We start from the raw sequence: 7,073 nt of genomic DNA, 5'->3' as shown, positions 1-7,073 counted from the left end.
TTTAATTCATTGACCCTTATACCTGATCTGGCTAATACCAGCGGAGGAAAGCGGTAATGATGTATAAATACATTAACTATGTTCCTTTTGTGAACATAGTTTTTTTTGGTTTCACCATAATACTTCTGTAGCACAATACGTGGAGGTTATACAAATGTCTTTTAATGAAAGAATTACCGAAATTACCAAAAGCCCTATTGCTCTTTTTGCACTACTCGGGGTACTAATATTGATTTATGCTGTTATAAAAGTTAGGAAAATTAAATTTACTACTCAAATGATAACGTTAGTTGGTATATCTCTTGCATTATCTACTTCATTACAATTTATTACAATTATCAAATTACCTCAAGGTGGTAGCGTAACTGCTGGAAGTATGGTTCCAATAGTCCTAATAGCCTTGTTTTATGGCCCAGAAGTTGGTTTTTTAACTGGCTTTTTATTTGGAATAATAAATTTTATAATGACCCCTTTTGCAGTCCACCCAGTCCAAGTATTGTTTGATTATCCTCTTCCTTTTATGGCCATTGGAATAGTTGGATACTTTAGATCCTTTAAAATTACAGGGATACTTACTGGTGTAATCTGTGCAATGCTAACAAGATTTGCATGTCATTTTATATCTGGTGTAGTATTTTTCGGTAGCTATGCTCCAAAGGGGACATCCGTTTATTTATACTCATTTTTGTATAACGGCTCATACATGGGTCTTGAAACTATAATAACTTGTGTAATTATTGCAATTTTACCTATAAGGCGTTTATCTAAGCTAGTCTTAAACAAAACTAGCTTAAACCAATTGTAGAAACTACTTATAAAAATCAATTTATAAATCTTCTTTTAATAAATATATTAAATTATTATCTACATTATAATAAAGTGGGGCTATGAGAATATTAGGATACTTTGTACGGAGCCTTTTAGCCTCTTCAAGCACAAATTCTATTTCATTTCCTATCTCAAACATTGGAGCAAAGTTCATAAAATGATCTTCTGCTCTTTGTTTTTCCCATCCAACTATATCGACAAGCCCTTGAATAAACTGTTCTCTTTTAGACATTAAATTGACCATTCCACAATGATTATGGGCAATAAGTGCAATTGTTTTAATTCCTCCAATAGCTATTGTATATGAAACCTTAAATTCACTAAAACGTAATGTTCCTCCACCGGAACGAATTATAAATGCAAAATTGTTTGGTATATGAAGATATTTTCTATTATCCATGCACATTCCAATTAACATCTGGGGACTATTTACTTCCTCATAAGGTTTGAGCAAATCATGATATTCTAACAAATCACTAATAGGTGTGTTTTTATATTTATCAAATATATCCTCTTTAGCGTTAATCTTTACTAATCTATCCATATAAGTTATTCATCCCCTTCTTATTAATGTAGCTTAATACTCAGATTTCCTAATTAAATTTATTTCAGCCTTAACTGGTGGTTTAGAAACACTGTTTCCTCGCATCGTCACCTTATCCTCAGAAATATTTAGTTCTCTTGCAATAATAGCCTTAACTCTTTTTTGACAGAAATTTCCTTGACAAGTTCCCATTCCTGCTCTTGTACGTCTTTTGATGGCATCTGTAGAATTAATTGGAATGTTTCTATGGATAGCATCAACAATTTCTGACTCTGTAACGTTCTCACATCTGCATATTATATTTTTATCTGGATCTTTATCATCAACTTTCCCATCAAAATTTTTATCTTTATTTATTACTATCCCTTTTCTATAAGGATTAAAATTGTTCTTTAATGATAAATTAGGGTCAAGCCTCTTAATTATATTTACCACCATCTCAGCTATTGCAGGAGATGATGTAAGACCTGGAGAATCTATTCCAGCAACATTTATGAAGTTTTTAACTTTACTTTCCTCAATTATAAAATCTCCCGTACTACTAGTAGCCCTTATACCTGAAAAAGTAGTTAATGCCCCTCTCACCTTAAAATCAGGTATGGACAATCTTGCAGTTTTTATAACCTCTTTTATCGTCTCCGTTGTAGTCGATACATCATCCGCATTATTTACTTCTTCTGCATTAGGTCCTATCATAAAATTACCATGATAAGTTGTAGTTACTAATATCCCTTTTCCTTTGTCTGTTGGAACCTGGAAAATAACTGTATTTACAAGATGACCTTGCTCTTTTCCCATTAGAATATACTGTCCTCTCTTGGGTACTATTTTAAAATCATCTATTCCTACCATATTAGATATCATATCACTATGGAGCCCAGCAGCATTTATAACATATCTTGCTTCAATATCTTGCTTATTAGTATGAACAATAAATTTATCCTCTAGTTTATCTATAGATGTTACTTCATTTTCAAGTTTAAGTTCTACACCATTCGTTATGGCATTTTCAACTAAAGCGATTGTAAATTCATAAGGCGAGGCAACCCCAACACTTTTAGCATAAAGTGCTACATTTGCTTCACTATTTAAATTTGGCTCTATTTCTCTTAACGTATCACCTCTTATAATTTCTAAATCATCACATCCAAGTTTTAGACCATTTTCATAAAGTTCCTTAATTTTTTTATCATCACTAGCATCAAATCCGATCACCAAGGCTCCCGTTTTCCTGTATCCAAAATTTAACTCTTCCTCAAGTTTCTTATACATTTTATTCCCTTTTCCACATAATTGTCCTTTTAATGTTCCGTACTTTGCTGCATATCCACCATGAACTATCCCACTATTTGCTTTGGACGCTTTGTTTGAAACGTCATCTTCCTTTTCTAAAATACATATCTTTAAATCATACCTTGAAAGTTCTCTTGAAATAGCTGCTCCAACCACTCCTGCCCCTATAATAATTACATCATACATAAAAATCACCCCTCAACATATTATTGATATTTATATTCTTTAATACTTAATCTTTATTAATATCTATTATAGTATAAGTTTTTATATTATAATAGATATTTCAATCAAAGTATTTTATATTTTACTAAAAGTATTAAATATAAAGGTGATTATCTATGACTTGTAGAAAGATTTATTATGACCAGATATTTTGATACTTAAAACTAAAGGAGATGTTTAGTTTGAAAAATAAATTTAAACTAATGTTATGTATAATTATTTCAGTAAGTTTTTTATCCCAGGGGTGTGGTAAAAAAAGTGTTCCAGCACCACAAACCAAAACAAAACCACCTGTGAAAACATCGCAAAAATATATTTCGCCCTATACTGGTGAGTTGGTAACAAAGAAAGTGTTTGATAATATCGCTGTACTTGCAATAGTCGAGAATTCTGTAGACGCAAGACCTCAGTCTGGATTAAATGATGCGGATATAGTTTATGAAACAATGGCTGAGGGCGGGATCCCTAGGTTTATTGCATTATTTCAAAAGGAAAGCCCAAAAAAAATTGGTCCAATTAGAAGCGCCAGGGCTTATTTTTTAGATATTTCAAAGGAATATAATTTGCCTTTTGCACATTGTGGCGGAAGTGAAGAAGCTCTTCTTAAAATAAATAGAGAAAAATTAATGAGTATGAATGAAATGAATAATTCTTCTACTTATTGGAGGGATTCAATAAGAAAAGCTCCTCATAACCTTTATACCTCTACAGATAAATTAAGAGAGCTTATCAAAAGCAAAAAATTTGCATACTCACCCACTGCAAAATTAAATTTCAATAAACTCTATTGGGATAATACTGGACTAACTAAAGCATCCGATGTGTTTTTAAAATTGAATAAATATTATGACACTAGATACATCTATAAAGATGGATTTTACCTAAAAAGCATGGATGGAAAAACTTCAACTAATAAAGAAGATAATCTTCCCTTAAATGTTAAAAATGTAGTTGTCCAAATAACCACCATTAAAATTCAATCAGATGGAAGTCATTTAGACATTAAACTTGTTGGCAATGGAAATGGTTATGTCATAAGCAATGGCAAATATGTTAAAATGCTTTGGAAGAAAAAGACTGTGAATTCACAAACAATACTAACTGATAATAAAGGTAATAATTTACCCTTAAATCCAGGCAAAACTTGGTGGAACATCGTAGATAAAAATGCAGTTGTAAATATCAAGTAATTTATGGATTTTTTAATTAACAAAAAAATATAAAGGACTTGCCCTAGCTAACTACTAAGACAAGTCCTTCTTTATGTTTATCTATATTTTCTGAGTTTCGTCCGGAATTTCTGGTGAACTAATTGTTTCGACCTTTTCTACCTTAATAACGTTTTGATCTACTTGATCTACGCAGTTTTCTTTAGTAGCATCATTGCAATTTTCAGTGTTAGTTAAAACTGTTAAACATCTTGAAACTTTATCACTGATTTTACTTAATCCTAATAGAAGCAATGCAAGACCACCGTACATAGCAATAGGTTGGAATATGCCTGGTAGTAATTGTGATGTGACTAATGCCTTTCTTACAGTACCAGCTGCATAACCTTGAGCTACAGCTTGACTAAAACTAGTTCTATACAAGTAGATATTATCCGCAAATAGTGCAACACCTAAGATTGCTACAACTATAGCAGATACAAATAAAGTTATTGAGATAGCTGATTTTTTTGATACCGTTTTAACATTGATTTCCATAATAATTCGTCTCCATTCCGCCCTTAAAGGCTATATAATTATTTCATTAATACTTACCTGATATCTTTAATCTTTAGTATTGTTTTGATATTTTTGTTTACATATTTTTGAGGACTCATTATATGTAGTTCCTCTGTATCTATTAACAATAGTAACAAATAATTATTGCATTTAAGTGTCAATATTATGAACAATCTATGACTAATTTTTGATAATGCTTTAAATATAGGTGTTTCAGGCAAAATATATGTTCTTATAAATTTTATTTTTCTTCTATTTCTTTGAGAATAAATTAGTTAACCACGTAATACATAAATCCATCCAAGTAGCAACATTTGGATACACCCCCCTGCCTTCTTCCTCTGTTTCTTCATTAGCAAGTGATAACCCATGAGGTCCTTCTGGGTATATGTGTAACTCAAAAGGTATTTTTTTGTTTCTTAACGCCCTAGCAAATAACAATGTATTTTCAACTGGTACTGATCCATCTTCAAATGTATGCCATAAAAATGTAGGTGGTGTTTTCTCTGAAACATTATTTTCTAATGACATCTTCTCCTTTAATAGATTACTTGCATTATCTCCTATCAAATTACGAAGTGACTCTGAATGAGTAAATATTCCTGCTGTTATAACAGGATAACATAGAATTTGAGCATTTGGATTGTTTTTGCCTACATCAATTCCAGGTATCCCTTTTAAACAAGTCTCATCCCAATAAACTCCAAGACTTGCAGCTACATGACCACCTGCTGAAAAACCACACACCGCAATTTTATCAACGTCAATTTTCCATTCCTTAGAATTTTCACGAAGTATACACATTGTCCTTGATACATCCAATAATTGCTGTGGATATTTGTTTGGAGCAACGCTATAATATAATACAAATGCATGGAAACCTGCAGAATTAAATTTAATAGCTATTGGTTCAGCTTCTCTTAATGAGATATACGCATATGCACCCCCTGGGCATATGACAACAGCTCCCCTTAATTTATCTCCTTTAAGTAAATATGTATCTAAAGTTGGTCTAAAATCATCATTTCCTTTATTTTCATATGGAAAATTGCCCCATAAATCTATAGTTTTATTTATCATATTCATATCTCCCTTAATAATAAATTTAGCTTAAAAATAACTATACAGTTTTTTACAAATTAAGTCTATTATAATTAAATTATCTTGTCAATATTTATACTACCTATTAAATCATAGAAAATAGCACTATGTTATCGTATTTGATATTTCCTCACACCAATGAGCCTAACAAGGTAAATTAACTTCTTTTCAATTCTCCAAATTTTCTATATAATGATTCTTATTAATATTTTTTATTCACATTTAGCATCCTATTTATTTTTTATATAGTTAAAAATACAAACAAATTAAATAAGGAGACATCACCATTAATAAATAGAACACATATCTTATGTAAATAAAGTGATTTAAATAAAATTAAAATTTAATAAAAGGAGAAAAAAGATTATGGATATTTGGAAAAAGAAAACTCTAGAACAAATGTTACATTCTGCCGAAAAATCTGATTTAAAGAAGAATCTTACATCAAAAGACCTTGCAGCGCTTGGGATAGGTGCCGTTGTAGGTACCGGTATTTTTGTATCAACAGGTGTCGGTGCTCATTTAGCAGGACCTGCAGTTGTTTTGTCATTTATAGTAGCTGCAGTAATAAGTGCACTTTGTGCTCTTACTTATTCTGAACTTGCTACAATGTTTCCAGTTGCGGGAAGTACTTATGCATACTCTTATGTTGCCTTTGGAGAATTAATAGCCTGGATTATAGGATGGGACTTAATGCTTGAATATTTAGTATCCTCCGCCGCCGTTGCGTCTGGATGGTCAGGAACCTTTGTGGGTTTATTAAGTTCCGCAGGCATAAACTTGCCTACCGCAATAATTAAAACTCCATCAGCTGGTGGCTTTATTGACTTACCTGCAGTTCTTATAACTATGTTTGTAACGTGGGTATTATTTATAGGAATAAAAGAAAGCGCGAAATTGAACAATAAAATCGTCATGATAAAAGTTGGAGTAATTATTTTATTTGTAATCCTTGGAGTATTCCATATTAATGTAGCTAACTATAAACCCTTTGCTCCATTTGGATGGAGTGGTGTTATGGCAGGTGCTTCAATTATATTCTTCGCGTATATTGGTTTTGATGCAGTTTCAACTGCTGCTGAAGAAACTATAAACCCAAAGAGAGATGTACCTCGTGGACTTGCTATTTGCCTGGGAGTAGTCATTGTACTTTACATTACAGTTGCACTTGTTATAACAGGTATGGTTCCGTATAAAGAAATAATCGAGAACAATGCTGTTCCAGGAGCTCTTGCAAGATTCGGTATAAACTGGGGAGCAGCGCTTGTTGGAACTGGTGCAGTTATCGGTATGATTTCAACACTACTTGTAATGCTTTATGGACAAATTAGAGTATTTATGGTTATGTCAAGAGA

7 protein-coding genes are annotated in these 7,073 nt (G+C 31.8%); 3 read left to right on the top strand and 4 right to left on the bottom strand.

Annotated features, from left to right (window positions below; genetic code table 11):
* The first annotated feature begins 154 nt into the window (after window positions 1-154).
* Window positions 155-805: an energy-coupled thiamine transporter ThiT gene (gene thiT, locus Q0649_RS19115; RefSeq protein ID WP_298845691.1), complete on the top strand. Its 651-nt coding sequence runs from the start codon at window positions 155-157 to the stop codon at window positions 803-805.
* Between the two features lie 21 nt (window positions 806-826).
* On the opposite strand, the gene Q0649_RS19110 is transcribed toward thiT, so the two are convergent.
* Window positions 827-1,372, bottom strand: coding sequence for a carbonic anhydrase (locus Q0649_RS19110; RefSeq protein WP_298845690.1), 546 nt, complete (start codon window positions 1,370-1,372; stop codon window positions 827-829).
* Window positions 1,373-1,405: 33 nt separating this feature from the next.
* Window positions 1,406-2,851 carry an NAD(P)/FAD-dependent oxidoreductase gene (locus tag Q0649_RS19105; protein ID WP_298845688.1) on the bottom strand — a complete coding sequence of 482 codons (1,446 nt, stop codon included), beginning with the start codon at window positions 2,849-2,851 and terminating at the stop codon, window positions 1,406-1,408.
* 221 nt (window positions 2,852-3,072) lie between these two features.
* Here Q0649_RS19105 and Q0649_RS19100 point away from each other — a divergent pair, with 221 nt between their 5' ends.
* Window positions 3,073-4,080: a DUF3048 domain-containing protein gene (locus Q0649_RS19100; RefSeq protein ID WP_298845684.1), complete on the top strand. Its 1,008-nt coding sequence runs from the start codon at window positions 3,073-3,075 to the stop codon at window positions 4,078-4,080.
* Between the two features lie 81 nt (window positions 4,081-4,161).
* On the opposite strand, the gene Q0649_RS19095 is transcribed toward Q0649_RS19100, so the two are convergent.
* On the bottom strand, window positions 4,162-4,596 hold the full coding sequence (locus Q0649_RS19095) for a hypothetical protein (RefSeq protein WP_298845682.1): 435 nt from the start codon (window positions 4,594-4,596) through the stop codon (window positions 4,162-4,164).
* Between the two features lie 273 nt (window positions 4,597-4,869).
* The gene (locus Q0649_RS19090) at window positions 4,870-5,697 is read right to left on the bottom strand and encodes an alpha/beta hydrolase (protein WP_298845680.1); all 828 of its coding nucleotides are present in this window, start codon (window positions 5,695-5,697) and stop codon (window positions 4,870-4,872) included.
* 387 nt (window positions 5,698-6,084) lie between these two features.
* On the opposite strand from Q0649_RS19090, the gene Q0649_RS19085 reads away from it, so the two are divergent.
* Window positions 6,085-7,073: amino acid permease (locus Q0649_RS19085; protein WP_298845678.1), on the top strand; the 989-nt coding region annotated here is incomplete at its 3' end.

Origin of the sequence: uncultured Clostridium sp. (genome assembly GCF_937920395.1) — a bacterium.
Lineage (GTDB): Bacteria > Bacillota > Clostridia > Clostridiales > Clostridiaceae > Clostridium_AD.
The sequence above is the reverse complement of the archived record's forward strand: the minus strand, read 5'-3'. Positions and strand labels throughout refer to the sequence as shown.

Coding starts and splice junctions, on each gene's coding strand:
- thiT (WP_298845691.1), top strand. CDS start 155: ATGTCTTTTAATGAAAGAATTACCGAAATTACCAAAAGCCCTATTGCT.
- Q0649_RS19110 (WP_298845690.1), bottom strand. CDS start 1,372: ATGGATAGATTAGTAAAGATTAACGCTAAAGAGGATATATTTGATAAA.
- Q0649_RS19105 (WP_298845688.1), bottom strand. CDS start 2,851: ATGTATGATGTAATTATTATAGGGGCAGGAGTGGTTGGAGCAGCTATT.
- Q0649_RS19095 (WP_298845682.1), bottom strand. CDS start 4,596: ATGGAAATCAATGTTAAAACGGTATCAAAAAAATCAGCTATCTCAATA.
- Q0649_RS19090 (WP_298845680.1), bottom strand. CDS start 5,697: ATGATAAATAAAACTATAGATTTATGGGGCAATTTTCCATATGAAAAT.